The sequence below is a fragment of the Halomonas sp. KG2 genome, assembly GCA_030440445.1.
Classification (GTDB): Bacteria; Pseudomonadota; Gammaproteobacteria; order Pseudomonadales; family Halomonadaceae; genus Vreelandella.
The window spans coordinates 2,027,505-2,053,529 of sequence record CP098528.1; the positions used below are offsets into that span (position 1 = coordinate 2,027,505).

23 protein-coding genes and 2 rRNA genes are annotated in these 26,025 nt (G+C 50.6%); 18 read left to right on the forward strand and 7 right to left on the reverse strand.

Annotated elements, in window-relative coordinates; translation table 11 throughout:
- The first annotated feature begins 98 nt into the window (after positions 1–98).
- Together NDQ72_09450 and rrf are read left to right on the forward strand one after the other, a co-directional pair.
- Positions 99–2,991: ribosomal RNA gene (locus tag NDQ72_09450) — 23S ribosomal RNA — on the forward strand.
- A gap of 118 nt (positions 2,992–3,109) precedes the next feature.
- Positions 3,110–3,225, forward strand: a 5S ribosomal RNA gene (rrf, locus tag NDQ72_09455).
- Between the two features lie 238 nt (positions 3,226–3,463).
- Here the strand turns inward: rrf and guaD are convergent.
- The 4 genes from guaD to xdhA are packed head-to-tail and all read right to left on the reverse strand — an operon-like array spanning position 3,464 to position 9,512.
- On the reverse strand, positions 3,464–4,777 hold the full coding sequence (gene guaD, locus NDQ72_09460; protein WKD30144.1) for a guanine deaminase: 1,314 nt from the start codon (positions 4,775–4,777) through the stop codon (positions 3,464–3,466).
- A 1-nt stretch (position 4,778) separates the two neighbouring features.
- The gene (gene xdhC / locus NDQ72_09465; GenBank protein WKD30145.1) at positions 4,779–5,651 is read right to left on the reverse strand and encodes a xanthine dehydrogenase accessory protein XdhC; all 873 of its coding nucleotides are present in this window, start codon (positions 5,649–5,651) and stop codon (positions 4,779–4,781) included.
- Positions 5,648–8,071 (reverse strand): xanthine dehydrogenase molybdopterin binding subunit, encoded by a 2,424-nt coding sequence (gene xdhB / locus NDQ72_09470; protein WKD30146.1) that lies wholly within the window; start codon positions 8,069–8,071, stop codon positions 5,648–5,650. The genes xdhC and xdhB overlap by 4 nt, the downstream gene beginning before the upstream one ends.
- A complete protein-coding gene (xdhA, locus tag NDQ72_09475; GenBank protein ID WKD30147.1) occupies positions 8,055–9,512 on the reverse strand; it encodes a xanthine dehydrogenase small subunit in 1,458 nt (485 codons plus the stop codon). Before xdhA ends, xdhB begins: the two co-directional genes overlap by 17 nt.
- A gap of 202 nt (positions 9,513–9,714) precedes the next feature.
- Here xdhA and NDQ72_09480 point away from each other — a divergent pair, with 202 nt between their 5' ends.
- Positions 9,715–10,374: a TetR family transcriptional regulator C-terminal domain-containing protein gene (locus NDQ72_09480; protein WKD30148.1), complete on the forward strand. Its 660-nt coding sequence runs from the start codon at positions 9,715–9,717 to the stop codon at positions 10,372–10,374.
- Between the two features lie 20 nt (positions 10,375–10,394).
- The gene (hrpB, locus tag NDQ72_09485; protein ID WKD30149.1) at positions 10,395–12,830 is read left to right on the forward strand and encodes an ATP-dependent helicase HrpB; all 2,436 of its coding nucleotides are present in this window, start codon (positions 10,395–10,397) and stop codon (positions 12,828–12,830) included.
- A gap of 41 nt (positions 12,831–12,871) precedes the next feature.
- Here hrpB and NDQ72_09490 read toward each other — a convergent pair whose 3' ends face one another.
- Together NDQ72_09490 and NDQ72_09495 are read right to left on the reverse strand one after the other, a co-directional pair.
- Positions 12,872–13,087 (reverse strand): hypothetical protein, encoded by a 216-nt coding sequence (locus NDQ72_09490; protein WKD30150.1) that lies wholly within the window; start codon positions 13,085–13,087, stop codon positions 12,872–12,874.
- A 92-nt stretch (positions 13,088–13,179) separates the two neighbouring features.
- Entirely contained in the window at positions 13,180–13,539 is a 360-nt protein-coding gene (locus NDQ72_09495) for a hypothetical protein (protein ID WKD30151.1), read from the reverse strand.
- A 132-nt stretch (positions 13,540–13,671) separates the two neighbouring features.
- Here NDQ72_09495 and NDQ72_09500 point away from each other — a divergent pair, with 132 nt between their 5' ends.
- From NDQ72_09500 to NDQ72_09520, 5 genes are all read left to right on the forward strand, one after another.
- On the forward strand, positions 13,672–13,845 hold the full coding sequence (locus NDQ72_09500) for a DUF2970 domain-containing protein (GenBank protein ID WKD30152.1): 174 nt from the start codon (positions 13,672–13,674) through the stop codon (positions 13,843–13,845).
- 125 nt (positions 13,846–13,970) lie between these two features.
- Positions 13,971–15,086 (forward strand): cytochrome c oxidase subunit II, encoded by a 1,116-nt coding sequence (gene coxB, locus NDQ72_09505; protein WKD30153.1) that lies wholly within the window; start codon positions 13,971–13,973, stop codon positions 15,084–15,086.
- A 36-nt stretch (positions 15,087–15,122) separates the two neighbouring features.
- Positions 15,123–16,766 carry a cytochrome c oxidase subunit I gene (gene ctaD / locus NDQ72_09510; protein ID WKD30154.1) on the forward strand — a complete coding sequence of 548 codons (1,644 nt, stop codon included), beginning with the start codon at positions 15,123–15,125 and terminating at the stop codon, positions 16,764–16,766.
- Positions 16,767–16,801: 35 nt separating this feature from the next.
- Positions 16,802–17,392, forward strand: coding sequence for a cytochrome c oxidase assembly protein (locus NDQ72_09515; GenBank protein WKD30155.1), 591 nt, complete (start codon positions 16,802–16,804; stop codon positions 17,390–17,392).
- Positions 17,389–18,246 carry a cytochrome c oxidase subunit 3 gene (locus NDQ72_09520; protein WKD30156.1) on the forward strand — a complete coding sequence of 286 codons (858 nt, stop codon included), beginning with the start codon at positions 17,389–17,391 and terminating at the stop codon, positions 18,244–18,246. The genes NDQ72_09515 and NDQ72_09520 overlap by 4 nt, the downstream gene beginning before the upstream one ends.
- Before the next feature lie 4 nt (positions 18,247–18,250).
- Here NDQ72_09520 and NDQ72_09525 read toward each other — a convergent pair whose 3' ends face one another.
- The gene (locus tag NDQ72_09525; GenBank protein WKD30157.1) at positions 18,251–18,442 is read right to left on the reverse strand and encodes a DUF2909 domain-containing protein; all 192 of its coding nucleotides are present in this window, start codon (positions 18,440–18,442) and stop codon (positions 18,251–18,253) included.
- Here NDQ72_09525 and NDQ72_09530 point away from each other — a divergent pair.
- The 9 genes from NDQ72_09530 to rplT all read left to right on the forward strand — a co-directional run bounded on the left by NDQ72_09530 (position 18,441) and on the right by rplT (position 25,974).
- Positions 18,441–19,151 carry an SURF1 family protein gene (locus NDQ72_09530; protein WKD30158.1) on the forward strand — a complete coding sequence of 237 codons (711 nt, stop codon included), beginning with the start codon at positions 18,441–18,443 and terminating at the stop codon, positions 19,149–19,151. The two genes, NDQ72_09525 and NDQ72_09530, sit on opposite strands and share 2 nt — an antisense overlap.
- Positions 19,152–19,161: 10 nt before the next feature.
- Entirely contained in the window at positions 19,162–19,668 is a 507-nt protein-coding gene (locus tag NDQ72_09535) for a hypothetical protein (protein WKD30159.1), read from the forward strand.
- A gap of 54 nt (positions 19,669–19,722) precedes the next feature.
- Positions 19,723–20,826, forward strand: coding sequence for a COX15/CtaA family protein (locus NDQ72_09540; protein WKD30160.1), 1,104 nt, complete (start codon positions 19,723–19,725; stop codon positions 20,824–20,826).
- Positions 20,827–20,970: 144 nt separating this feature from the next.
- On the forward strand, positions 20,971–21,438 hold the full coding sequence (locus NDQ72_09545; GenBank protein ID WKD30161.1) for a DUF2489 domain-containing protein: 468 nt from the start codon (positions 20,971–20,973) through the stop codon (positions 21,436–21,438).
- Positions 21,439–21,729: 291 nt separating this feature from the next.
- The gene (locus tag NDQ72_09550) at positions 21,730–22,599 is read left to right on the forward strand and encodes an OmpA family protein (GenBank protein WKD30162.1); all 870 of its coding nucleotides are present in this window, start codon (positions 21,730–21,732) and stop codon (positions 22,597–22,599) included.
- Positions 22,600–22,812: 213 nt separating this feature from the next.
- Positions 22,813–24,735: a threonine--tRNA ligase gene (gene thrS, locus NDQ72_09555; protein WKD30163.1), complete on the forward strand. Its 1,923-nt coding sequence runs from the start codon at positions 22,813–22,815 to the stop codon at positions 24,733–24,735.
- A gap of 60 nt (positions 24,736–24,795) precedes the next feature.
- Positions 24,796–25,287: a translation initiation factor IF-3 gene (gene infC, locus NDQ72_09560; protein WKD30164.1), complete on the forward strand. Its 492-nt coding sequence runs from the start codon at positions 24,796–24,798 to the stop codon at positions 25,285–25,287.
- An 81-nt stretch (positions 25,288–25,368) separates the two neighbouring features.
- Entirely contained in the window at positions 25,369–25,563 is a 195-nt protein-coding gene (rpmI, locus tag NDQ72_09565) for a 50S ribosomal protein L35 (protein WKD30165.1), read from the forward strand.
- A 57-nt stretch (positions 25,564–25,620) separates the two neighbouring features.
- Positions 25,621–25,974: a 50S ribosomal protein L20 gene (gene rplT / locus NDQ72_09570; protein WKD30166.1), complete on the forward strand. Its 354-nt coding sequence runs from the start codon at positions 25,621–25,623 to the stop codon at positions 25,972–25,974.
- The last annotated feature ends 51 nt before the right edge of the window (positions 25,975–26,025 follow it).

Sequence of the window (26,025 nt, forward strand, 5' to 3'; positions counted from 1 at the left end):
ACGTTTTAAAGCGTTTATACGTAATTGTTTTGTGATACGTCTCAAGCGTATCCGGCAATCGTTATCATTGCGAGACACCAGACTCCTTCGGGTTATAGGGTCAAGCAATGAAGCGCACACGGTGGATGCCTAGGCAGCCAGAGGCGATGAAAGACGTGGAAGCCTGCGATAAGGCTCGGCGAGGTGGCAAACAACCTGTGACCCGGGCATTTCTGAATGGGGAAACCCACTCATCATAAGATGAGTATCTTGCGCTGAATATATAGGCGTAAGAGGCGAACCAGGGGAACTGAAACATCTAAGTACCCTGAGGAAAAGAAATCAACCGAGATTCCCCTAGTAGCGGCGAGCGAACGGGGACCAGCCCTTAAGCATGTGACTGATTAGGCGAATGCGCTGGGAAGCGCGGCCATAGTGGGTGATAGCCCCGTAGTCGAAAATCTGATCATGTGAAATCGAGTAGGTCGGGGCACGAGAAACCTTGACTGAAGACGGGGGGACCATCCTCCAAGGCTAAATACTCCTGGCTGACCGATAGTGAACCAGTACCGTGAGGGAAAGGCGAAAAGAACCCCGGAGAGGGGAGTGAAATAGATCCTGAAACCGTGTGCGTACAAGCAGTAGGAGCAGACTTGTTCTGTGACTGCGTACCTTTTGTATAATGGGTCAGCGACTTATATTCAGTGGCGAGGTTAACCGTTTAGGGGAGCCGTAGGGAAACCGAGTCTTAACTGGGCGACACAGTCGCTGGATATAGACCCGAAACCGAGCGATCTATCCATGAGCAGGTTGAAGATTGAGTAACATCAATTGGAGGACCGAACCAGGATCTGTTGAAAAAGATTTGGATGACTTGTGGATCGGAGTGAAAGGCTAATCAAGCTCGGAGATAGCTGGTTCTCCTCGAAAGCTATTTAGGTAGCGCCTCACGTATCACCGCCGGGGGTAGAGCACTGTTTCGGCTAGGGGGTCATCCCGACTTACCAACCCGAGGCAAACTCCGAATACCGGTGAGTGCAAGCGTGGGAGACACACGGCGGGTGCTAACGTCCGTCGTGAAAAGGGAAACAACCCAGACCGTCAGCTAAGGTCCCGAAATCCTGGTTAAGTGGGAAACGATGTGGGAAGGCTCAGACAGCTAGGAGGTTGGCTTAGAAGCAGCCATCCTTTAAAGAAAGCGTAATAGCTCACTAGTCGAGTCGGCCTGCGCGGAAGATGTAACGGGGCTAAACCAGGTACCGAAGCTACGGGTTCACACTATGTGTGAGCGGTAGAGGAGCGTCGTGTAAGCCAATGAAGGTGGATTGAGAAGTCTGCTGGAGGTATCACGAGTGCGAATGCTGACATGAGTAACGATAAAGGGAGTGAAAAACTCCCTCGCCGGAAGACCAAGGGTTTCTGTTCGACGCTAATCGGAGCAGAGTGAGTCGGCCCCTAAGGCGAGGCCGAAAGGCGTAGTCGATGGGAAACAGGTCAATATTCCTGTACCGGACATGATTGCGATGGGGGGACGGAGAAGGCTAGGTGAGCCAGGCGTTGGTTGTCCTGGTGAAAGTGAGTAGGCTTGGGTCTTAGGTAAATCCGGGACCCTTTAAGGCCGAGACACGAAACGAACTGACTACGGTCAGGAAGTCATTGATGCCACGCTTCCAGGAAAAGCCTCTAAGCTTCAGATCATGTGCGACCGTACCCCAAACCGACACAGGTGGTCAGGGTGAGAATCCCAAGGCGCTTGAGAGAACTCGGGTGAAGGAACTAGGCAAAATGGTGCCGTAACTTCGGGAGAAGGCACGCCGGCGTAGGGTGACGAGACTTGCTCTCTAAGCCCGAACCGGTCGAAGATACCAGGTGGCTGCAACTGTTTAGTAAAAACACAGCACTCTGCTAACGCGCAAGCGGACGTATAGGGTGTGACGCCTGCCCGGTGCCGGAAGGTTAAATGATGGTGTTAGGATTCGTCCGAAGCTCTTGATTGAAGCCCCGGTAAACGGCGGCCGTAACTATAACGGTCCTAAGGTAGCGAAATTCCTTGTCGGGTAAGTTCCGACCTGCACGAATGGCGTAATGATGGCCACGCTGTCTCCACCCGAGACTCAGTGAAATTGAAATCGCCGTGAAGATGCGGTGTACCCGCGGCTAGACGGAAAGACCCCGTGAACCTTTACTATAGCTTCACACTGGACGCTGATGTTGCCTGTGTAGGATAGCTGGGAGGCTTTGAATCTCGGACGCCAGTTCGAGGGGAGCCAACCTTGAAATACCAGCCTGGCATCATTGGCGTTCTCACTCAGGTCCGTTATCCGGATCGAGGACAGTGTGTGGTGGGTAGTTTGACTGGGGCGGTCTCCTCCCAAAGAGTAACGGAGGAGCACGAAGGTACCCTCAGCACGGTCGGACATCGTGCAGTGAGTGCAAGAGCATAAGGGTGCTTGACTGCGAGACAGACACGTCGAGCAGGTGCGAAAGCAGGTTCTAGTGATCCGGTGGTTCTGTATGGAAGGGCCATCGCTCAACGGATAAAAGGTACTCCGGGGATAACAGGCTGATACCGCCCAAGAGTTCACATCGACGGCGGTGTTTGGCACCTCGATGTCGGCTCATCACATCCTGGGGCTGAAGTCGGTCCCAAGGGTATGGCTGTTCGCCATTTAAAGTGGTACGCGAGCTGGGTTTAGAACGTCGTGAGACAGTTCGGTCCCTATCTGCCGTGGGCGTTGGATGTTTGAGAAGGGCTGCTCCTAGTACGAGAGGACCGGAGTGGACGCACCTCTGGTGTTCCGGTTGTCACGCCAGTGGCATTGCCGGGTAGCTATGTGCGGACGGGATAACCGCTGAAAGCATCTAAGCGGGAAGCCCCCTTCAAGATGAGACATCCCTGAGGCCTAGAGCCTCCTGAAGGGCCCAGCGAGACCAGCTGGTTGATAGGCACGGTGTGGAAGCGCTGCAAGGCGTTGAGCTAACGTGTACTAATGGCCCGTGAGGCTTGACCCTATAACACCCAAGGGGTCTGGTCGCAGTGATAATGAAAACCGGATACGCGCTTCCTGTCGGTGACAGGAGACGAGAGACGCCACAAAACACGTCAGCATGATATGCATTACAAGTTACGCCTGACGACCATAGCACGCGTGAACCACCTGATCCCATGCCGAACTCAGAAGTGAAACCGCTTAGCGCCGATGGTAGTGTGGGGTCTCCCCATGCGAGAGTAGGTCATCGTCAGGCACTTATTGAACAAAGAACCCAGCCAACCGGCTGGGTTTTTTGTTTGTGCGGAAGAAAAAAGCACCCTCTACCCCCTATCACAAAGCGGTCACCTCCCGACACGTGCACCGCACCGCCATTCCCGAGCCACCGCACCGTCATTCCCGAGTGGGGTTATCGGGAATCCACCTTGACCTGCAGCGGCCCGAACCCCCAGCTCAACATGGATTCCCGCTAAGGGCATGCGGGAATGACGAAATTAATCCCGTTGGTGTTGGCACTGTCCATTTGACCAAGTTTCATAGATAGCGCGATCATCAGCGAGCATCATCAGCGCAAATAAACGCTCGCCGAGTGTTTTGCTGTGTTGGATACGGCGCTTCAACAGTGATGTCGCATGAGGATCAATGACTACAAAATCAGCCTCGTACGAAGGGGCAAGCTGGCCGATATGGGTATCTAGTGAAAGCGCTTTTGCATTGCCATGGGTTAAACCGTAAAAACCTTGCCATGCGGTGAGAGGCTGTCCCCCTAATTGGCCCACTTGGTAGGCTGCCTTAAGCGTTCCAAATCCTGATAAATCGGTGCCTGCGCCGATATCGCTAGCATAGGTAAATGCCATGCCGGTCTGTTTAGCTGCTTCTCGGTCAAATAATCCGCTGCCTAGGAAAAGATTGGAGCTTGGACAAAAGGCAATATTGGCGCCTCGATCCGCCAAGCGTTTACGCATATCGTTATCCAGATGAATGCCGTGCGCGAAGGTACTGCGAGGGCCGACTAACCCCGCTTCTTCGTAAACGGCTAAGTAGTCGCGGCTACCAGGAAATAATTCGGCTACCCAGTCTAATTCCCCACTGTTTTCAGCCAAGTGAGTTTGCAGCCAAAGGCTAGAGTCATTACGCAAGAGGGCGCCGGCAGCATCCATTTGCATTTTGGTAGAGGTGGGCGCAAAGCGTGGTGTGACGCTATAACCTAGTCGGCCATTGCCATGCCAGTCTTGAATAAGACGCTCAGTGTCTGCAATCCCTGATACGCCATCCATTAGGGCGTCAGGTGCGTTGCGATCCATTAATACTTTGCCGACCAGCATACGTAGCTGACGTTTTTGGCAGGCGGTGAAGAACGCATCCACTGAGCCAGGATGGCTTGAGCCGAATACTTGGGCTGTTGTCGTTCCCGCGCGAAGCATTTCATCTAGAAAAGCGTTCGATAGCGCTTCTGCATGCGCATGATTGGCAAAACGGCACTCTTCAGGAAACGTATAATCATTTAGCCAATCAAGTAGCTGTCGGCCGTAGGAAGCCATGATGTCTAGCTGAACATAGTGAACGTGAGTATCGATAAAACCGGGCATAATCAACTTGCCGCGATAATCAATAACATGGGCGTCACTTGGCAGTTGATCAGCGAGATCACCATAGTGGCCGACAGCCTGAATATGGCTGCCTTTTAGCCACAGTAGCCCGTCGCCATAATGCTCTAGGCTACCTGGCTGAGGTAGGTCATCATTACCTGGATCGCGTGCAAAGCTGACAATTTCAGCGCGGATGAGCGTATCGATTGAAGAATTCATATTAACTCTGAGTCGTTTTCGTATCGTCAACAATTGCACGTATTGCGTTCGGCTCAAGGCCGCGCATTTCTAGTGAGGCTGGCTTGTCCGTTAGCCAAAGCAGTTCGGTTACCACCGTCAAAGCAATCGCATAGGGGGTTTTGTTGCTAAGTTTAGTGTTATGAATACAGCCAATGGGGCTGCGTACACGCTCTATTTCTTCAGCGGTGTAGCCTTCGCGCTGCAGTCGTCCTCGGAAACTTGCCCATTTGCTATCAGAGCCGATTAGTCCTATCGAGGCGATGTCGTGGCGCTGTAGTAAAGCGGTGATAAGGGCGTAATCTTCATCATGGTTGTGGGTTAATACCAATGCATGACAGTAGGGTGGCAGGGCTGAAGTTCCCTCCTGTGGACTACTCAGCGTATGGCAACTGAGTCGGGATTGCTGCTGATCGCGTTCGTTAAATACATCTGCTCGGCTATCAAACCAGTGTACTTGCCAGGGTAGCGGTTCGCTAAGCTTTACGATCTCTCGTCCGACATGGCCAGCACCAAATAAAGCGATATTGGTAGCGGCACCAGGAAACACTTCCAGCAGCACATTGACATAACCGCCACAGCACTGGCCGCTGCGGCCACCTAGCGAGAATGCCTCTAAGTGAAAGCCTGCGCGGCCTTGCTGTAAAAAGTCTCGAGCAGCGTGGATAGTTTGCCACTCGAAAGTGCCTCCACCTAGCGTGTCATAGACCGCCTCTTGGGTGATCACCATGCGCGCACCGGGCTCACGAGGGGTTGAACCCGCGCTGGTTACCTGAGTGGCCAATACGTGGGGAACACCGCTACGCTGCAAGCGATCGAGTGCCGCGTGCCAAGTTTCTGCTGGGGGCTGTGTCATAGCGCTTTTTCTCTAATTGCGTTTGCAGCCAGCATCACTCGCTCAGGGGTTGCGGGAGTGTCGAGATGGGGAGACTGCTGGTAATTGGTTAAGCTCGAAAGCGCATCACGTAGTGCAGACCAAACACAGATACCAAGCATAAACGGTGGCTCACCAACGGCTTTAGAACGATATAGGCTTGCCATGGAGTTTGGGTGGCCTTCCAATAGTTCAACGTTAAAAATAGCGGGAAGATCACCAAACGTGGGTATTTTATAGGTCGCAGGCCCGTCGCTAACCAGCACGCCTTTATCGCTCCATTTAAGCTCTTCACTGGTTAGCCAGCCCATTCCCTGGATAAAGCCACCTTCTACTTGGCCGATATCAATGGCAGGGTTTAGCGAATTACCAACGTCATGCAGCACGTCAACGCGGTTGACTAGATATTCGCCGCTCAGTGTGTCAACACTTACTTCGGCAACAGCTGCTCCAAACGCGTAATAATAAAAAGGGCGGCCTTGGCCCGTTGCACGGTTGTAATGAATCAATGGTGTCGCATAAAAGCCTTTTTCTGAAAGCGAGATGCGATTGAGGTAGGCCGTTTGAACAAGCTCCCCCCAAGGGATGCGACGCTCGCTCTCATTAATCCCCGCAATCAGCATGCCATCTTCCAGGCGCATGCCTTCTCGGTCTAAGCCACCTTCAAAATGCATCGCGGCAAAGTCGAACAACCTTTCGCGCAATTTACTGGCGGCATCTCGCGCCGCCATGCCATTGAGGTCGGCACCGCTTGAAGCCGCCGTAGGGGATGTATTGGGTACTTTATCCGTGCGAGTTGCACTAATCCGCACGCTATCTAAGTCCAAGCCAAGCTCGCGAGCCACTACTTGGCAAATCTTGGTGTGCAGTCCTTGGCCCATTTCGGTGCCGCCGTGATTGATCATGATGCTGCCATCGGTATACACATGCAGCAGCGCACCGGCCTGATTGAGGTGCTGGGCGGTAAATGAGATGCCAAACTTCACTGGCGTCAGCGCGAGCCCTTTTTTAATAATGGGGCTGTTGCTATTAAATGCCTTAATAGCCGCACGGCGCGCCCAGTAATCACTACTGCTTTCCAATGTATCAATCAGCGTATGGAGTAACTGCTTTTGATCCACTGGCTGTCCGTAGTGGGTGACGTCTCGCCCATCGCGATAGAAGTTTCGTTTGCGTATGGTGAGAGGGTCTTCACCGACTTGGCGCGCGATGTCATCCATTGCAGCTTCGATAATCATCATGCCCTGAGGGCCGCCGAAACCCCGAAAAGCCGTGTTAGAAGCGGTATGGGTCTTAGCTCGATGACCGGTGACGCGAGCATTGCCTAATGAGTAAGCGTTGTCGGCATGGAACATTGCCCGGTCAACGATGGCGTCCGAAAGGTCAGGTGAGTATCCGCAGTCACCAATAACTGTTATGTCTCCCCCCTGGATGATGCCTTGCCGATTAATGGCTAGTCGGTAACGATTATGAAAAGGGTGCCGCTTACCGGTCGCGCGCATATCATCACTTCGTGGTAGACGTATACGTGTGGCTTTTCCGGTTCTGCGGGCAATAATGGCTGCCATGCAAGCCCAAGGAGATGCTTGAGTTTCTTTGCCTCCAAAACCGCCGCCCATTCGGCGTACTTCAACGGTGACAGCGTGAAAGGGAATGCCCAGTACTTCAGCGACAAGTTTTTGGGTCTCACTAGGGTGCTGGTTAGAGGTATGGACAATGACCCCTTCATCTTCAGTGGGCAGAACCAGGCACGCTTGTCCCTCCAGGTAAAAATGTTCCTGTCCGCCGATGAAAAGCTCGCCCTCAACCGTTTGCTCGGCTTGGCGCAGTTCCGCTTGCCAATCGCCCCGCTCCTGAATATGTGTAGGGCGAACCACATCATTGCGTTCGGCAGCAGCAACAGGGTCGAGGCTCGCTGGTTGTTCATCAATACTTAACTTGGCCAGCCTTACCGCTCGGCGAGCAGCCTGAAGCGAGGTAGCGGCAACGGCGAAAATACACTGGCCTGCGTAACTAATTTCTTGATCAACAAAAATGGGGTCGCCTGGAAAGACAGGGCCGATATCCGTATGACCGGGCACATCGTGAAAAGTGATGACATCGACAACCCCAGGGGCTTGTTTAACTGCTTCGAGATCAAGCGCGGTCAGGGTGCCGTGTGCAACAGGAGAAAGTCCCAGAGCTACATGCAGGGCATCTGCCGGTGCTTGGAGGTCATCAATGTAGGCGGCCTTGCCGGTAACGTGTTTTTCAGCGCTTTCATGGAAGCTAGCGGTGCCTGCTTGGCGCTGACCGTGGCTATCGACAGTATGGCGGGCAAGCGGGCCTGACCCTTGGATATGGTCATGTAATTCTCGACGAGCTCGGCTGCTGTCGCCATCAAGTTTAGTGAGCGTACGCATGGAGCATCACCTCCTGGTTGGGTGACGAAAGCGATAAGTAGAGGCGTTCTAATAGGTTGAGTGCGGCTTGTTCTCGGTAGTATTGGCTGCCCCGTACATCGCTCATTGGCTGAAACTCTTCAGCAAGGGCTTGCTGGGCTGCTTGAAAGCTAGCTTTGGAAACGGGCTGGCCCTCTAGCGCAGCTTCTGTTTGACTCGCTCGCTTGGGAGTGGCAGCCATACCGCCAAAGGCAATGCGAACATCCTCCATCACACCCTGATTAACACGGTAGCAAAACGCACCTAATACCGCCGTTATGTCATCCTCGCGTCGTTTAGAAAGCTTCCAAACCCTTAGTGTGGCTGATTCAGCCAGTTGAGGTATAAAAATACGACTGATGACTTCATCAGCAGCCAGCGCTGTTTTTTTATAGTCGATAAAAAAATCATTTAGCAACAGCTGGCGAGTACCGACATGGCTGGTAAGTTCTACCCAGGCATTGAGCGCCAGTAGTACAGGTGGCGTATCTCCAATTGGCGAAGCGTTGGCGATGTTGCCGCCGAGCGTTCCCCGGTTACGAACTTGTTGGGAGCCAAGCCTGTGAAGGAGGTGTGCAAACGCAGGAAAGTGACTGTTTAATAACGGCTCAAGCTGCGTGTATGTTACCCCAGCGCCTATCCACCAACCTGGTTGAGCTTGGAATGTCGCCTCTTCAATTTGGCGCAATTCAGCCACGCGAGTGATATCAATAAGCTGGTTCAATGCGGTAAGGCGCTGAGTGCTTTCCAGCCATAGATCTGTTGCGCCAGCTACAAGGCGTGCATCAGGATAGCGATATCTTGCGTCGGCCAACTCAGCCAAGGTGGTTGGCTGTACGAACAGTGGTTCACTCTTTGCGATTGACTCCGGCACATGAAGCGGGTGACTGGCTGGCTGAGACGCATCGAACCACAGAGGTGCTTCCCAAGAGAAATCTTGCATACTCAATGCGGCGTCACGAATAGGTCGGTATCCCGTGCAGCGGCATAAATTTCCACCTAATGTGGCTTCAAGTGTTTCTGGTGTAAGAGGCGAGGGGCGCTGTTGCTGATTGGCATGCAGTGTAAACAAAGACATGACAATTCCTGGTGTGCAAAATCCGCACTGGCTGCCATGGCACTCGATCATTGCGCGTTGAGCTGGGTGCAAGTTGCCTTCAGTCGCAAGCCCTTCGACGGTAATGACGTGCTGACCGTGAAGTTGATGAGCCGGGGTAATACACGCGTTGACGCTTAAAAAGCGGCTTTGTGTGTCGCTTGGATTATTGATTGCGACTGTACAAGCGCCACAATCACCCGATGCGCAGCCCTCTTTTGTACCAGTGATGCCCAAATGATCACGCAACAGCGTTAGAATGCTGGTGTCAGGGGGTACATGACACTGCTTGGGGGTGCCGTTGAGCAGGAACTCAATCGTAGCCATGCCAAACTCCGTTATGATTGTTCTGACCGATCGGTCAATATCGTTTAGCTTGAGACAAAAAAGCGCACCTTGCAAGAATTTGTTGCTAGCGCCGCTGTCTGTGCACTTACACGGAAAGCGTCGATAAACCAATTTAATGTAATAAGTCCCATGGGCTGACCATTGGTGCTTATCAAAAGCGCTTATTAAAGGAGCTTAATCAATGACAGCGGATACCGCTAACCATGAAAATGCCAGCAGAGATCGCATTGAACAGACCATCCTGAGCGCTGCGGAGCAGGTGTTTTCTCAACATGGTTATCGTGGTGCCAGCCTTCAGGCAATCGCCGATATAGCAGGTCTTCCTAAGGCGAATATTCTCTATTACATGGGCAGTAAGCAGCTGCTTTATGTACGGCTGCTTAATCGAATGATGAACCGGTGGAATGCGGTACTTGAAGACATAACACCTGAAAGTGATCCAGCTAAGGTATTAAGCGATTTTATTCGTACCAAAATGATGCTGGGTCAGCGTTACCCCGAAGGTTCAAAGCTATTTGCCGCCGAGATTTTGGCTGGTGCGCCTTTCTTGAGTAATTACCTCTCTGGTGAGTTGAAAGAGTGGGTAGCTTCCCGTGCAGAAATTATTCACCAGTGGTCTCAGCTAGGGAAAATGGATGATATTGATCCACGCTGGCTTATATTCTTGATTTGGTCGGCCACCCAACATTACACGGAATACAGCGCGCAGGTAACGGGGATATTAGGGACTGAAGTGCTCAGCGAAACGGATTTCGAGTCTATTTGCCGTTTCCTTGAGCATGTTATTTTGAAAGGATGCGGTATTTCAGCGTCGCATTTATCAAACGACTCATCAGTTTAGCTGCTATGCCCATATTGGCGATGTCTACGCTTCCTATTGAACAGCACCTCAAGCCGATTCAGACGGCTCTCGATGAGCATAACCGCCTAATCTTAGTCGCCCAGCCGGGGGCGGGTAAGACAACCCGCGTTCCGCTGACCTTGCTGAACAGCCAATGGGCGCAGGGCCAAAAGATAGTGTTGTTAGAGCCTCGACGGGTAGCTGCTCGTTTAGCGGCAAGCTTTATGGCCGCGCAGCTTGATGAGCCTGTCGGTAAGACAGTTGGCTATCGTATGCGAGGGGACAGCAAAGTGGGCCCGCACACACGCTTGGAGGTGGTCACCCAGGGCGTCCTAACGCGTATGTTGCAAGATGATCCTCTGCTCGAAGGCGTCGCCGGTATCATCTTCGATGAGTTCCATGAGCGCAGCATAGAAGCAGATCTTGGGCTGGCGCTATCGCTGGATATTCAGCAAAGCATTCGCGATGACTTACGACTGATGGTGATGTCTGCGACGTTAGATGTTGCTGCGTTAAAAAGCGTACTGGGCAGCGATACATCCGTGATTGAAAGTACGGGGCGTGAATTCCCAATTGAAACGTATTATCGCCCTTTTAGCAGTGATGAAGCGTTAGACACTGCCGCTTACCGAGTGGTAACCGAAGCCTTGGCGAATCCCAATAGCCGCGACGTACTGGTGATTTTACCTGGGGTGGCAGAGATAACTCGGCTAGTGCAAATGCTGGAAAATAGCACCTTTGATATTGAGGTGCGCGCATTACATGGCGGCATGCCTATTGAGGCGCAGCAAGCTGCATTGAAGTTACACGAAACTCGCCAGCGGGTGATTGTAGCGACGGCCATTGTGGAATCCAGCGTGACAGTTGATGGCGTTAATGTGGTTATTGACGCTGGCTTGGAGCGTGTACCGCTGTTTCAGCCGCGAACTGGGCTCACTCGACTGACTACCCGGCGAGTCAATCGTGCCAGCGCTGATCAACGCCGTGGTCGTGCAGGGCGGCAACAGCCGGGTGTATGTTATCGCTTGTGGTCTCAAGAGCAGCCACTGGTTGCTTACGGTGAACCTGAGATAGCCCAAGCTGATTTATCAAGGCTAGCGCTGGAAGTTGCCACATGGGGAGCGCGTTCGCCAGAAGAGTTAGTTTGGATGACACCACCGCCTATCGGCGCATGGCAAAGTAGTCAGGCTTTGCTTCGTCAGCTTGGTGTTCTTGATACAGCGGGTTTATTAACACCATTAGGTAAGCAAAGTGCGCGTTGGCCGCTTGAACCTCGTTTAGCGGTCATGCTGTCAAAAGCAGCGTCATTGAATGCAGTACCGCTCGCCTGTGCTTTAGCAGCTCTGCTAGAGGGTAGAGAGCGTGTCAGTGGCTCGCTAAGAGATGCGCTGGCTCAGCGGCTTAGCCAGCCCTGGCGATTTCCTCAATGGCAACGAGAAACCAAGCGCCTTATGGACATGGCTAGCCTTCAGATGTCAGATAAGCTACCGCTTGAGCCGCTTAGCTATCTGCTGGCGATGGCTTACCCGGATCGCGTTGGTCAATTCATCAGTCCAGGTCGGTTCAAGCTGTCCAATGGCAAAACCGCCACGCTCTCCGTTAGCCACCCCCTAGCGAATGAAGCATTTATCGTCGCTGTTAGCGTAGAGAGTGCCAGTAGTGAGGCAACAATTTACCTAGCAGAACCGATTACGCAGACAGCGCTTATTGAACTTTACCCGGCAACTCAACAGTGGGAGGAGCGTGTTACTTGGTCAGATGCCCAAGGAAAGCTTCTTGGTGAAGCTGTTCAGCGCCATGGTGAGCTTGTGTTGGCACGTCGGCCCTTAGCGGAGTTGTCTGGAGAGGCTGTCCAGCAGGCACTGCTGCGCGCATTAAAACAACGCCCTACGGCGCTTTTTAATGGCAAGGTTAAGCAGTTACAGGGCCGAATGGCGCTAGTGACGAGTATTTATTCTAACGTATGGCCTGACTGGTCAGAGAGCGCGCTATTGGACAGTTTGGACGTATGGCTGGCACCCTACATGACGGGTATAACGCGCTTCAGTCAGCTAGAAAAAATGCCATTCCATACCTACTTAATAGCAACGCTCAGTTGGGATGCGCAAACCCATTTTGAGCGTTTAACACCATCGACAATAATGGCTCCTAGCGGTAATCGAGCAGCAATTGATTATGAGCCCTGCTTAACAGGAAGGCCGCCAGTGCTTGCTTTGAAGTTACAGGAAGCGTTTGGCTGGCAGGATACTCCCGCCGTAGCGGACGGACATGTGCCTGTTGTCATTCATCTGCTTTCACCGGCAAAAAGGCCGCTTCAAGTTACTCAGGATTTACGCAGTTTTTGGTTGAATGGCTATCCAGAGGTGCGTAAAGAGATGCGTGGCCGCTACCCTAAACACCCCTGGCCAGAAGATCCAATTACCGCTCAGGCAACGGCATCTACAAAACGAAGGTAACGTTAATAACACCGTTTAAAGAGAAGCCAGATCGAAGAAGGTCATTCCGTTTGCTCTTCAGGTATTTTACCTGGTATGCGATAGCGTACTCCGTCGGCGCGCTGCTCTTCATAACGCCGGTTTTCTTCTTCTGGGGGCACACCCAGCACAGTCTCTTGCGATCCATCCGGCCAAGTGTAAGTTGTGCAGCCAGTCAACGATACTAAGACCACGGTTATTAACGAGAACAACGAAATAAATCCACGACATTTGGGCATATTAGGCTCCATCACCAGTCAAAAGCTGCTCTTAGCAAAGCGTGCGTAGTGTGAATGGCACGACAGCAAGCCGCAAGCTTAATCCCAAATTGTTAGATTTCTTCCCAAAGGCTACGTCGAAACTCATGGGAAAGCTGAGATACCTTAGCAAAACGCTCAAGGTTAGCATCGGTAAGCGTTTTGACCATTTCTTGGTAATGCTCAGTGAGTTCTTTAGCGCTGCAGTTTTCTTTGTCATCAGTCAGGCATAGCGTCAGTTTTTCGCTACTTTCAGCGATAGCTTGGAAAAGCTCAGCCTCCAGCTGCATGGCTTCTGTCACGCTCTCAAGCCATGCAATCTGACAACGTACCATTGGCATGGTGCTCAATAGGCAGTAATGCTGCCACCAAGCTACGATATCTTGGTTCGTGTCGTTGATGGATGAGGGCTGCTTTTTGTTTGTATGGTCCATATTAGGTTCCTATCGAGTTTTTCAATTTGTGAGGCATTCTTCACAAGTTCTCCTATCTTCAACTATAGCTAAAGCTCTGCAGAAGAGTTGTTAATTCAGGCGACGCAATACGGGATAACGAGGAGAGGCTCAATGTGGTCAGTCGTTAAATCAGTACTGTCAGCACTGCTAGGCGTACAAAATGACCTCAAGCGGCAACAGGATTTTTCTAGCGGTAACCCCGCGGCCTTTATTGTGACGGGGATTGTAATCACGCTCGTATTTGTTTTGATTTTGGTCGGGATTGCAGTGATTGCGTCGCGATGAAGCGTTGATACACCTCACGATAGTTGTTCGTGACGAATGCCACATGTTTTCTATACTGACGTTAATCAGTTAATCCTGACCTAATAAAAAGGTTGGCGAGAACAACAATAATAACGGAGGTTTCTATGCATCTATCGTGGCAATGGCTGCTAACCATTACCAGTGCCTTCAGTATCACTCAAGCTCATGCTAATGGCTGGAATATGCCTGTTGGGGTCACCGATATCAGCCAAGATATTTTTGGGCTGCATATGGCGATTTTTTGGGTATGCGTGGTAATTGGAGTGATTGTATTTGGGGTGATGTTTTACTCACTATTTAAATACAGACACTCAAAAGGGGAAAAAGCGGCGAATTTTCATGAGCATACCTCCGTTGAAATTCTTTGGACCGCTATTCCTATTCTGGTTTTGATTGGAATGGCCGTGCCCGCGACGGCGACGTTGAAGAGTATGTACGACGCTTCAGAAGCTGATCTAGATGTGATGATTACTGGCCAACAATGGCGCTGGCGCTACGAGTACCTTGGTGAAGATGTTGCGTTTACATCAAATATGAGCACACCAACTGAACAAATTCGTGGAGAAGAATCGAGAGATGAACACTATTTGTTAGACGTAGATGAGCCATTGGTACTGCCGATCAATCGTAAAGTGCGCTTTTTAATGACGTCGGATGACGTTATTCACTCTTGGTGGGTGCCTGAACTAGCCGTTAAGCAGGATACGATTCCTGGGTTCATCAATGAGAATTGGGTGAAAATAAATGAACCGGGCATCTATCGTGGTCAGTGTGCTGAGCTTTGCGGCGTTAACCACGGGTTTATGCCAGTGGTTGTGCATGCGATGGAAGAAGAAGAGTTCGAAGTATGGTTGGCAGAACGTAAAGAAGCCGCAGAGCAAGAGGCTATGGGGGTTGACCGAGAGTGGGGGATGGAGGATTTGATGGCGCGGGGAGAGACCGTTTATCAGACTATCTGTTCTGCTTGTCACCAAAGCGAAGGTCAGGGGGCGCCACCCGCATTTCCTGCACTAGCCAATAATAATCAATTAATTAGTGATTTGGATTGGCATATGGATCGGGTTATTAACGGTGTTTCTGGCGCTGCTATGCCAGCATTCCGCAGTACGTTAAATCCTGTCGAAATAGCTGCTGTTGTTACTTATACCCGCAATGCTTGGGGCAATGAGACAGGTGATGTGGTGCAGCCAGCTGTGGTGGCCGAACGTATTGCACAATAATTTAAGGTACTAACAATAAATCAGGCGGAGATGCTCATGGCGCCCAAACTACCTCCTCAACACTCGCTGCAACATAGCTCCACTGCAGCGGCTGGCGGTCATTCTCATCACGACCATGCGGCTCAGCCCAAAGGGATACTGCGATGGGTTCTGACAACCAACCATAAAGAAATTGGTTCTCTGTACCTGATTTTTTCTCTCACTATGTTTTTTGTTGGAGGCATATTTGCCCTAGTAGTGAGAGCCGAGCTATTTCAACCTGGTTTACAGCTTATAGAACCGGAATTTTTCAACCAAATGACCACCATGCATGGATTAATCATGGTGTTTGCTGCGGTAATGCCAGCGTTTACTGGTCTAGCCAATTGGATGATTCCGCTTCAGATTGGTGCGCCGGATATGGCGCTGCCCAGGCTTAATAACTTTAGTTTCTGGCTGCTTCCGGTGGCGTTTACATTGCTACTTTCTACACTATTTATGCCGGGCGGCGGGCCCAATTTTGGCTGGACATTTTATGCGCCATTATCGACGACTTACGCACCTGCCTCCACAACATTCTTTATTTTAGCCCTGCACATTGCAGGCATTAGCTCGATTCTTGGGGCTATAAATATTATTGCGACCATTCTGAATATGCGCGCACCTGGAATGCGCATGATGGATATGCCGCTGTTCGTATGGACATGGTTAATTACGGCTTTTCTATTGATTGCGGTAATGCCTGTACTAGCGGGCGTTATTACCATGATGCTGATGGATATTAACTTCGGTACCAGTTTCTTTGACGCCGCGGGTGGCGGTGATCCAGTGCTTTTCCAGCACTTATTTTGGTTCTTTGGCCATCCTGAAGTTTACATCATGATTTTGCCGGCTTTTGGTATTGTCTCAGCCATTATTCCTACCTTCGCGCGTAAGCCTTTGTTTGGATACGCATCAATGGTGTATGCCACGGCAGCTATCGCGCTGTTGTCATTTTTAGTGTGGGCACACCATATGTTTATCGTCGGCCTTCCGCTAACAGCGGAGCTATTTTTCATGTATTCGACCATGCTGATCGCTGTGCCCACTGGCGTGAAAGTGTTTAATTGGGTGACCACGCTGTTTCGTGGCTCGATCAGTTTTGAACCGCCCATGCTGTTTGCTTTGGCTTTCGTCGTGCTATTCACCATAGGCGGTTTCTCAGGACTAATGTTGGCTATTGCACCTGCGGATTTCCAATATCACGATACCTACTTTGTCGTGGCGCATTTCCATTATGTGCTGGTGCCGGGGGCTATTTTTGCCATTATGGCTGGCGTCTACTATTGGCTACCCAAATGGACAGGCCACTATCCTAACGAGCGACTTGCTCAATGCCATTTCTGGTGCTCTATTGTTGGCGTTAATCTAACGTTTTTCCCTATGCATTTCGCAGGCTTGGCGGGCATGCCAAGGCGTATTCCCGACTATGCATTACAATTTGCGGATTTCAATTTGCTCTCCAGCATTGGTGCCTTCTTTTTTGGAGCGTCACAGCTGATGTTTGTATTGGTTGTGGTGATGTGTGTGAGAGGAGGTAAAAAAGCACCAGCAAAAGCTTGGGAAGGCGCAGAAGACCTAGAATGGAGCGTCCCCAGTCCGGCACCGTTACACACCTTTGAAACACCGCCAGTATTTAACCGTACCCATCATCATGACTAATTAGCTGTCCATCAGTGAATGGTCTAGGGGGCTATATGGCAGTCAACGATACGGTGCAATCACTTGGGGTTAAACGGACAGTCATTCGTACAGTGGCGGCGCTAATTGGGATGTTTGCCTTTGCATTCGCACTGGTTCCTCTTTATGACGTGTTTTGTAGTGTGACGGGCCTTAATGGCAAAGTGGATACAACGGCTAAAGCCATTATTCATGAAGAAGTTGATCAGTCCCGCTATATCACCGTGCAGTTCATTACCCGAGGTAGCGCGGGGTTACCATGGCGAATGAGCGTCGAAAACCGCCAAATGCGTGTGCACCCAGGTCAAACAGCTGAAGTTGATTTTACGTTTACCAACAACAGTCATGTCGAAAGTTGGGGGCGGGCTGTACCTAGCGTTTCTCCTTCAAGTGCTACGACGCATTTAAGAAAAATAAGCTGTTTCTGTTTCCAAGAGCAGCAGCTTCAAGGGGATGAGCGTTTGACGATTCCTCTGATATTCCAGCTAGCGCGTGATCTTCCTGAGGATATTAATACGATAACGCTGGTGTATACCTTGTATCCGGTTCATCACTTAGTAAAAGACATCTCGAAGAATGACAACAAAACGATAGGGGATTCGATATGAGTGGCGGCTACTATGTTCCTGCAAAGAGTCGATGGCCTATTCTAGGCTCGCTGGCGCTCGGGGCTATGATGGTGGGTACAGGAATTAAGCTTGTGTACGACACGGGTACCCCGTTCATGCTAATCGGTATGGCTTGTGTAATTACCGTCATGGGGTTTTGGTTCAGAGATGTTATTCACGAGTCAATGAGCGGATTGTACGATGCCCAAATGGATCGCTCGTTTCGATGGGGGATGGGCTGGTTTATTTTTTCGGAAGTGATGTTTTTTGCCGCATTTTTTGGCGCCTTATTTTACGTTAGAACGTTCGCTATACCCTGGTTAGGTGGTGAAGGAGCAAAAGGTGTTTCTGCGTTACTTTGGCCTGATTTCGTCGCTCAGTGGCCGTTGTTAAACCCTCCTGATTCGTCGGTGGCTGGCCCGGATAGTGTCTTAAGTCCATGGCAATTGCCGCTCGTCAATACGCTCATTTTGGTAACGTCGAGCATTACTTTGACGGTTGCACATGAAGCTTTGAAATTAGGCGAGCGTAAAACGTGCAGAAACTGGCTGGCAGGTACTGTATTGCTGGGCTGCTGTTTTATTATGATTCAGGGCGTCGAATATTATGAAGCGTATAACCATTATGGTATTACGCTTGAGGCAGGGATCTTCGGCGCTACTTTCTTTATTCTAACGGGCTTTCACGGCGTTCATGTCATTATAGGTACGTTAATTTTAACCAGTATGTTGATACGTATACATAAAGGGCACTTTGCCCAAGATCATCATTTTGGTTTTGAAGCATCTTGTTGGTATTGGCACTTTGTAGATGTTGTATGGGTTGGCTTATTTATTTTTGTATACGTTTTCTAATCAATTAGCCTAAATCTCCCGACCAGAAGCCAAACACTAACAAGGCCATGAGTAGGCATGTTAACCCAATGCGCCATTTAAGGGATGCTAGTAGCCGTCGCGAGCTGCTGTCATCCTTTAATAAAAAACCTGCGCCAGCCGCTAAGCTAGCGACTATTCCAATAAAAACTAGGCCAATGAGCAGCTTTAACCACATGACGAAAACCTCTTTTGGGTCGCAACGTCTATACGTCTGGTGTGTGTTTTGGGGCGTATTAGTTTCGCTAGGTATCTTCCTAGGACTATGGCAGTGGGAGCGTGCCGCTGACAAGCGAGTTTTGTTAGCCGCTCGGGAGGCAGCGCCTTTGGTCAAATCGCCTACTGCTATGCCAGAAGACGGGTCTGAGCTGCATTTGCAAGGAGAGTATCTTGCTAGTCACACGCTTTATCTGGATAACCGCATTGTAGACGGGCGTCTGGGCGTGGCTGTGTTAACGCCTTTCCGAGACAGTGCTGATCAGTTGTGGCTTATTCAGCGAGGGTTTATTGAGACAGGGCCAAGTAGGGCGGCGCCACAAGCGGATACTCCAGAGGGCAGCGTAACCGTTTCAGGCGAGTGGCAGGTTGCACGATCCGGTGGACCTCTATATGGCAAAAACAAGGAAGGGCTAAGACTGCAGCAGATCAGTTTAGCCCCGTGGGAATCAACATTGCCGGCCTTCACTTACACCGGCTGGCTACATGCTGACCAGGGGGAGGGGGTGTTTGCGCCCTGGTGGGAAGCTAACGTGATGCCGCCTAGTCGCCATCTTGGCTATGCTTTTCAATGGTGGGGGTTGGCGCTTGCTGCGACAGTGGTCATGGTGTTGGGGGGACGTCGCCTGCGCAAAGATAGTCTTACAAAAGATAGCCTTACAGGTTGCTGAGGGGAAAAGCATGGAGCAACGCCAGCCAGTTCGTTATCCGCGAGTTAAATTGTTGCTGATATTTGCAGCATTCGCGGCGCCTATTGTTACTGCGTGGATGATGTTGACATGGCAAATAGGCATACCTAGTGAAGATACTGCCCATGGTCAAGTGCATGTCAGCGTACCAGTACTAGATGATTGGCCTCTGAGCACTCAACCCGAAAAAAATGATGCATGGACACTCGTATTTGACTGTACTTCTCTCTGTGATGAGCGCATGGATGAATTGTGGCGTCTGCATCGAGCGTTGGGTCGAGAAGCCCCTCGGTTAGAGCGACTGCGAATAGGCGGGAGTGCACAAGCGCTTCCAGGTGAAAAGGTTAGTCTTTGGCTGGCAGAACCTGCATGGCGAGAAGAAAATAGCGTCTGGCTAATGGATCCTTTCGGCAGGCCAGCGTTGTCATTTAATAATGCAGTGCCCGCAGCTGATATTCTCGATGATATACGTCATTTGTTTAAGGTTAATCCGCTATAGCGAAAATATATCGTTACTCTGCATGCTCGACCTCGCAGGTCGTAAGGAAGCAACGTGCCATATTCTACTGAGCGGCGCTTACAATGGCTGAAACGTTTAACCTTGATCGGTACTGCGCTGACAGCGTTAGTGATTCTTGTGGGCGCATGGACGCGCTTAGTTGACGCTGGTTTGGGGTGCCCGGATTGGCCAGGTTGTTATGGGCGGCTGTTAGTCCCCGATGCCGAGCATGCTGCTCTACAACATCCGGATGTACCTCTTGTGCCTTTTAAAGCCTGGGTAGAGATGGCTCATCGGTATGTAGCAAGTTTTTTAGGGCTTATCGTTCTAAGCGTAGTGGCGCTAGGTTTTTCATTGCGCAAGCGTTCAGAGTTTCCATGGAAAGTAAGTATTGCTTTGCTCGTTGTTATTTTGCTTCAAGGCGCGTTTGGCGCTTTTACAGTGACGCTAAAGCTTTGGCCACAAGTGGTTACTTTGCATTTGTTGGGTGGGCTAAGTGTGCTGATGCTGTTTTTTTGGGTGCATTTGCGAATTCGGCTCAGCTTGACAAGACCTGCGCCCGCCTGTGCCGAGCATGCTTCTTTTCCCGCACGTTATACCTCTTCATTTAAGAATGCTAATGCGCTCTGGGTAATAGGCGTGTTGGTATTAGTTTTGCAGCTTGCTTTAGGTGGCTGGGTAACCAGCAACTATGCAGGTATTGCCTGCCAAGGGTTCCCGACCTGCAATACGCAGTGGTGGCCAGAAATGGACATAAGCGAAGGCTTTCATCTGACACAAACTGTCGGCCCTAATTATTTACACGGACAGTTGCATGCCGATGCACGTACGGCAATTCACGTTATGCATCGTATTGGAGCGCTTGTGCTCGGCATTGTCTTGTTAGCACTATTGTGGCGATATCGTACGGTTGCGCCTGTTGGGCGAGCGCTCAGATTGGTGGTAATTGCTTATTTTGCTCAAGCCGCGCTTGGCATTGCTAATGTGTTGCTGTGGCTTCCGCTATGGCTGGCTCTGTTGCATACCGCTGGAGCAGTAGCTTTGACCTTGAGTATGGGGTGGGCTGTTTGGTGCTGGAAATGTTATTTAAATCAGTGCTTTAATGAGGTGGGTGATTTAAGGTCATCTCAGGTTCCCTTGACGTACGGTGGTAACTAGAGGTTTTGCTTCGTCAAAAACAATAGAGGCTATTTGTTGTTGTGCTGTAACAAAGATGAAAAAATTGTGAAATTGGTCTCGTTGGGGAAATAGGGTGTACAATTATCGTCAAACTTTCTGCCTCTCCGTTGTGAAAGGAGCGTTATGAGTTCTACAGGAGCGTTGTTGTTATTCATCGTTGCAATTATTGTCGTTGCAGCCCTTGGTTTTTATGCCTATAAACTTCGCCAAGAGGTTAAGCGTCGAGAAGCGTTTCGGCTAGACGAAGAGCGTCGTGCTCATCAAAACAGCCTGGAAAATCTTGATTTTGTCGTTAGCGCGCTGGTGCAAGAGCAAGTCGACATTACAGAAGGGGCTTGGCGATGCAAAGTGTTGCTTGAGATTATTGATTCTAGCCTAACAGAGCGTCCAGACTTTCAAGCGTTTGCAGAGGTGTACAATCGTACTCGGCATTTAAAAACTCACTCCGCACGTAAGCAATTGACGCCACGAGAGCGAATGCAAGAAGATAAAGAGCGTATTGCTGTTGAGGACGACATGCGTCCAGCCGTACTTGAGGCAGCAAAAAAGGTAATTGACTGGAGGTCCAAAGGATCTATGGGTCTTCATTAACCCTGTTTAACGAGCATAGGGGTCTATAAATACGATAACCTATGTTTTTTGACGCTTATGGCGTCAATTTTGCTATGCTGAAAATGTCGGTATTGGCAAGAAGTTGATATCTCGGCATTGTTGCCTTCTGGTGATTAAACGTTAATCATAGGCAAACGTTCAGGCATATGGTGAAAGTACAATATTGCCATGGTACTGAGCAGCGAAAAATGGATGCTCTCGCGAATTAGAAGCATTGGGATAGATTTGGTCTTTTGACCATGTCAGCATTGGATCAAGAAGGAGTCTTGCATGAAAAAATCAACGACTGGCTTGCTAATCGGTTCTGCACTGGTAGTGGGTTTATCAGGCTGTGCCAGCTCAGCATCACAATCATCTGGCCAAACCAGCGCAAGTAGCGATCGCGATTGGTATCAACATCCCTTCGTTTGCGGATTGGCCGGCAGTGTTATCGGCGGCAGTATTGCTTACGCAACGAGCGGCAATTCTGACGAAGATGAAAATACCGCTATTGGCGCAACTGCTGGTGCAGCGATCGGTGGCCTGCTATGTGCAGACCGTACGCCTGAGCCAGTAGCACCGCAGTGCCCAAGCTTTGGTGAAGTGCCCGCAGGTGTTGCAGTGGATGCTGAAGGCTGCCCGCTGGACTCCGATGGTGACGGCGTGCCAGATTTCCGTGATCAGTGCCCGGGAACGCCTGCTGGTGTAGCTGTTAACGCAAATGGCTGCCCACTCGATTCTGATAACGACGGCGTGCCGGATTATCGCGATCAGTGCCCCAATACTCCTGCAGGTGTTGCAGTTAACTCACTAGGTTGCCCTGACAGCGTTGTGTTGCAGGACGTAAACTTTGAGTTTGATTCTGCACAGCTAACTGCCCAAGCACGAGGTGTTCTGGATGGTGTTGCAGAGCGCCTGGTCAATAATCCTGATGTGCGTGTGAGCATTGAAGGCCACACTGACTCTCGCGGTGCTGCTCAGTACAATAAAAATCTGTCGCAGCGCCGTGCGGAATCCGTTGCTGCTTACCTTGCCCAACGTGGCGTAGGTGCTAACCGTATGCGTTCTGTTGGCTACGGCGAAGAGCGCCCGGTTGCTAGCAATGATACCGATGCGGGCCGTGCACAAAACCGTCGTGTAGAAATGGATGAGTGGAACTAAGCCACGCATCGCTTTACGTTAAAGGGGTAGGCCATTGTGCCAGTGATTAATGCCCTTTAAGCACGAAACGGGAGGCTTATGCCTCCCGTTTTATTTTACGGCTGGGTAAATTCTGGTAGGCTGGGCAACCCTCAAAAAGCACCTAATACTCTCGACCATTGATAGCGAAATGTGATCCTTGGTATGGATCACCACTGCGCTCAAGGAACACGAATGCCTATTGTTACTCTGCCCGACGGCAGTCAAAAGACGTTTGAAGCACCACTAACCATTATGCAGCTCGCAGAATCCATTGGCCCTGGTTTGGCTAAGGCCTGCATCGCTGGCAAGATCGATGGTGTGCTGGTAGATGCCGCTGACCTGATTGAGAAAGACGCAACGGTGGCGATAATTACTGCTCGTGACGCTGAAGGACTGGAAATTATTCGCCACTCCTGCGCTCACCTCATTGGTCATGCGGTTAAGCAGATGTACCCCGAGGCCAAAATGGCCATTGGGCCAGTTATTGAAGATGGTTTCTACTACGATATTGAGTTTGGTCAATCCGTTACACCGGAAGACCTGGAAGCTATTGAAGCGCGTATGCAGTCACTGATCGAGCGTGAGTACGATGTGGTGCGCGAGTATGTTGATCGTGACCAGGCAATGCTGACCTTTTTGCATCGTGATGAACCCTACAAGCAGGAAATTGTTCGCGATATCCCCGATGACGCGACCATTCGGCTTTATCATCACGAAGAATACACCGATATGTGCCGCGGGCCCCACGTACCGAATACTCGCCACTTAAAAGCCTTCAAGCTTACCAAGTTGGCAGGCGCCTATTGGCGTGGTGATGCAGCCAATACCATGCTAACGCGTATCTATGGCACTGCATGGGGTGATAAAAAACAGCTTAAAGCTTATGTTAAGCGTCTTGAAGAGGCAGAGAAGCGCGATCACCGTAAGTTGGCGCGTCGGTTGGATCTCTTCCACATGCAGGAAGAGGCGCCGGGGATGATCTTCTGGCATCCAAACGGCTGGGCGCTATGGCAGCAGATCGAACAATATATGCGAGGCGTCTACAAAGAGGGTGGTTATCAAGAAATACGCTGTCCTCAGATTATGGACGTTTCACTATGGAAGAAGTCAGGGCACTGGGATAACTATGCGGACGGCATGTTCTTTACCGAGTCCGAAAAGCGTGAGTATGCTCTCAAACCGATGAACTGCCCTGGACACGTTCAGGTGTTTAATTCAGGCTTGCGAAGCTATCGTGAATTGCCCGTACGTTTTGGTGAGTTTGGCGGATGCCACCGTAACGAGCCTTCGGGGGCATTGCACGGCATTATGCGTGTACGGGCATTTACGCAAGATGATGGTCATGTTTTTTGTACAGAAGCTCAAGTTGAGCCTGAAGTGACTAATTTTCATCGCCAAGCGCTCAAGGTATATAGCGATTTTGGTTTTGAAGATATTGCTATTAAAATTGCCCTTCGCCCAGAAAAACGTATTGGAAGTGATGAAGTTTGGGATCGGGCAGAGGATGCGTTACGTAGTGCATTAAAAAGCTGCGGCGTTGAATGGCAGGAACTTCCTGGCGAAGGCGCGTTCTACGGCCCCAAGATCGAGTATCATATGAAAGATTGCTTGGGGCGTGAATGGCAGGTCGGTACCATGCAGGTCGATTTTATGATGCCAGAGCGTCTTGGGGCTCAGTATGTGACCGAAGAGGGACAACGCAAGTCGCCGGTAATGCTGCATCGTGCTATTGTTGGTTCCATGGAGCGCTTCATTGGCATCTTGATTGAACATTATGCTGGCGCTATGCCATTATGGCTTGCGCCGCAACAGGCGGTTGTCATGACTATCACCGACTCGCAGCGTGATTATGCGCTTGAGTTGGAGCAACGGCTGCAAAAAAATGGCTTACGAGTTAAAGCGGACTTGAGGAACGAGAAGATCGGCTTTAAAATCCGTGAGCATACGTTACAGAAAGTTCCCTATCTCCTTGTGGTGGGAGATAAGGAAGTCGAAGCTGACTCAGTGGCCGTGCGAACTCGCAGCGGCGAAAACCTCGGCACAATGACAGTCGATGAATTCATCGAGCGTTGCAGTGCAGAGCGAGCAGCCCTGGCGACATCGTCAATTGCCTAAGGAGACGGAGCAATCAAGCGAAGCAATCAGCGCGGGCGTCCACAAGACAAGCGCCCACCAATGAACGAGAGAATTACCGAAGAAGAAGTACGTTTGATCGATGCTGAAGGTGAGCAGTTGGGTGTTGTGCCCACCACCGAAGCGCTTGAGCGTGCAGAAGCTGCCGGTTTAGACCTCGTGCAAATTTCGAATGCCGATCCAATCGTTTGTAAGATTATGGATTATGGCAAATTTGTTTTTGAGACGAAGAAGCAGAAAGCGGCTCAAAAGAAAAAGCAGAAGCAAATTCAGGTCAAGGAAGTCAAATTCCGTCCTGGCACCGACGAAGGCGATTATCAGGTCAAGCTTAAAAACCTGACGCGCTTTCTTGAAGGTGGTGATAAGGGCAAAGTCACATTGCGCTTCCGTGGTCGTGAAATGGCGCACCAGGACATTGGTCGTAAGCTAATGGAACGGATCGCGGCAGACCTGGAAGAGATCGGAGCGGTAGAGTCTTTCCCGAAAATGGAAGGACGCCAGATGATCATGATTATTGCCCCGAAGAAGAAGTGATCCAACGGCGAAGCTAACGGGTCAGCGTGAAAGCGCTGATCGGCCCTGGGTTTTCTAAAAAATATCGAGCGGAGTTTTCTCATGCCGAAAATCAAAAGCAACAGCGGCGCTGCTAAGCGCTTTAAAAAGACTGCTAATGGCTTCAAGCACAAGCAGTCTTTCCGTAGCCACATCTTGACCAAGAAGTCGACCAAGCGTAAGCGTCAGCTGCGTGGTATGAAGCAGATCCATGCTTCTGACAAAGCGCTGATTCAGCGCATGCTGCCGAATCTGTAAGGTCGAATTTTCTTATCTGAGTGCATTTAGCCTCAGTCATAAAGTCAGGAGTGTGTTATGACTCGTGTTAAGCGTGGCGTAGTTGCCCGTCGTCGCCATAAAAAAGTATTGAAGCAGGCTAAAGGTTACTACGGAGCACGTTCGCGTGTTTTCCGCGTAGCCAAGCAGGCTGTTATCAAAGCCGGTCAGTATGCTTACCGTGACCGCCGCAACCGCAAGCGTCAATTCCGCGCTCTGTGGATTCAGCGTATTAACGCTGGTGCGCGCATCAATGGCATGTCTTACAGCCGCTTTGTTGGCGGTCTGAAGAAAGCCGGTATTGAAATTGACCGCAAAGTATTGGCCGACCTGGCAGTACACGAGAAAGCTGCATTTGCGGCTATCGTGGAAAAAGCCAAGGCTGCCCAATAAGTCACATTACACTGAGTTAAATCAGTGTGACGTGTCAGAGGTCATTTCAGT